Origin of the sequence: Collimonas sp. (genome assembly GCF_044339385.1) — a bacterium.
GTDB lineage: Bacteria > Pseudomonadota > Gammaproteobacteria > Burkholderiales > Burkholderiaceae_D > Collimonas.
Genome location: NZ_JBIIVN010000227.1, coordinates 1 through 2,648, shown reverse-complemented (window position 1 = coordinate 2,648; position 2,648 = coordinate 1). Strand labels below are relative to the sequence as shown.

The window sequence follows — 2,648 nt, the reverse complement described above, 5'->3', positions numbered from 1 at the left end:
AAAAAAGGAGTGCTTCAACACCAACTGTTTGATAGACTTATCCACAGCTGCTAACTCAAAACGCAGCGACCAGCCCTGGGTCACATTTCGATCAGCAGGCTGGGTCAAGATTCAATTAGCGCCAACAAGTGACACTTGTTAAAGATACAGAAAAATGCAAAAAAATGCAGAAAAACGGGATTTAAAAAAATACAGGAACGATTTAATCACGCAGCGCATCGGCGGCGAGCATTAAAGGAGACATTAAAGCGGATATCAAAGCGGATATCAAAGGTTACATTAAAGAGTATTTTCCTGAATCGTCGTATTTGGACCGTCAGCAGCTTTCTTGCGAAATTGGATGTGCGTCAAAAATACGCTGCGGAACTTGCGCGTCACCATCTCACGCAGGCTGACCTGTTCCTCCTGCACGGGCTCCATCAACGCCCGCTGCACCGAGAATACGCTTTGCGGCCGCTGCAGCGGATCGATCATCAGACACCAGCGCGCCACCTGGATCAGCTCCGGCGAGTACAAGCCTTCCAGCTTGCGGAAATGGCCTTCCATCCGGTCGTTAACCTTGCGCTGATCGACCGGCTGCGGCGGAACCCCGACCATGCAGGCAAAAATCGAAGCGCCGATGCTGTAGATATCGGTCCACGGACCGAGATTACCGTTGCGCTCATACAATTCGGCCGGGGCGAAACCTGGCGTGTACATTGGATACAGTTTCGGCGAATCGGAACGCAGAGTCTGCCGTGCAGCGCCAAAGTCCAGCAGGATTGGCGTACGTCAGCGCGCAAATAAATATTTGCCGGCTTCAGATCCAGGTGCAACAGTTTATGCGTGTGCACTTCGCGCAATCCGTTCATCACGTGACGGAACATTTTACGGATGAATTTTTCTGACACTAATGGATTCTCGCCCTTGTCGCGGCGGCGCAAGATATGCTCTTGCAGTGAGCGCCCCGACTCGTAGGCCATCACCATATATACCGTTTCATTGGCGCGGAAAAAATTGATCACACTGACGACATTCGGGTGGGCGATGCGCGCCAAGGCGCGGCCTTCTTCGAAAAAACACTTAAGGCCGATGCGGAAGGTCGGCAGGTTCTGCGGCGAAATTGCCGGCGCCAGCTCTCCCCATTGGCGCAACGCCAACGAACTCGGCAAATATTCCTTGATGGCGACGGCGTTGCCGTCCTCGTCGTATGCCAGATAGACAATACTGAACCCACCCGATGCAATCTTCTTTACAATGCGGTATCCAGCAATTTTCAGTCCGTCAGGCAATGGAGCATTGCAATGGAGCATTGCAATGGAGCATTGTTTTGTGCGGCCATGCGATCCTACCCTAGTCAATGGTGTACAGATTGTCTTGATAAATCGCTGATTTGTAAAGAAAAACCCTTGCAACCCAGAAACAAAGGACCGCATTTTGACTATATGCAGCATGACCGGCTATGCCGTCAACAATCGCGAAACTGCCGCCGGCACGATTACCATTGAAATCAAGAGTGTCAATTCGCGCTTTCTCGACCTGCAATTCCGCATCAACGACGACCTGCGTTCGCTGGAACCGGGGCTGCGTGAGGCCATTGTCGGCCGCATTGCGCGCAGCAAGGTGGAATGCCGATTGAGTTTCGGACGCAAGACCGCTTGCGGCGCATCGCAGGCGCTCAACACGACGCTACTGGCTGCGCTGGCCGATTTACAAAGCACCGTACGCCGGCAATTCGCTGACGCGGCACCGCTGACCGTCAACGAATTGCTGCGCTGGCCGGGAGTCATAGAAGAGGCCGTGATTAGCCAGGATACCTTGCAGGCCGATATTCAGGCCACCATGAGCGCCACCCTGGAAGCATTCGTGGAATCGCGCGCACGCGAGGGAGCAGCCTTGCAAGCTACCTTAATCGCCCGTATCGACGCTATGGAAGCGATCGTACGGCGGATTACCCCGCTGGTACCGCAAGTAGTCGCGCAATTTCAGCAGAAAGCCATCGAGCGCATGCAAGAGGCGCTTGGACTGGCACAACCGGAAGCCACCAACGCCAACCTGTCGCGCGAAGAAGCGCTGGACCGAATTCGCCAGGAAGTCACGCTGTACGGCATCCGCATTGATATTACCGAAGAATTGTCGCGACTGGCAGCGCATCTGAGCGAAACCCGGCGCATCCTGAAAAAAGGCGGCCAAGTTGGGAAGCGCCTGGATTTCATGATGCAAGAATTGAATCGCGAAGCAAATACTGTCGGCTCCAAGGCAGCTATCAAGGAATTGGCGGATGCATCGATGGAGTTGAAACTACTGATCGACCAGATGCGCGAGCAAGTGCAAAATCTCGAATAAAAACCGAGATAACAAGAAAGATAACAAGAAAGATAACAAGAGCGATAACAAGCGAGCCAACAACTGACAACTTACTAGCCGCATGCAAAAAAGGCGTTGCAGATGAGATATCTGCAACGCCTTTTTACCTGGTGCCGAAAATTTTCGAGATCAGGCGAGGATGTAATTAGTTTTGTGTAAACGGTCATTTGGCAGCACACTGCCACCATAGAGGAAAAAATGACCTACGTAAAACGCACCAAACGGGCCAAGCCCGATCCTGAGTTGGTCAAGCTGGCGGACAGCCTGCTTGACCAACTACAAGAAACCTGAAGACCTGATTG

General features: G+C 52.6%; 1 protein-coding gene and 1 pseudogene. One reads left to right on the top strand and one right to left on the bottom strand.

Translation table 11 applies throughout. From position 1 onward, the window contains the following. Nucleotides 1-279: 279 nt before the first annotated feature. A pseudogene (locus ACIQ0R_RS12190) lies at nt 280-1,292 on the bottom strand (serine/threonine protein kinase). A gap of 139 nt (nt 1,293-1,431) precedes the next feature. On the opposite strand from ACIQ0R_RS12190, the gene ACIQ0R_RS12185 reads away from it, so the two are divergent. After that, complete coding sequence (locus ACIQ0R_RS12185) at nt 1,432-2,325, top strand: YicC/YloC family endoribonuclease (RefSeq protein ID WP_395827821.1); 894 nt, start codon at nt 1,432-1,434, stop codon at nt 2,323-2,325. Nucleotides 2,326-2,648 lie beyond the last annotated feature (323 nt).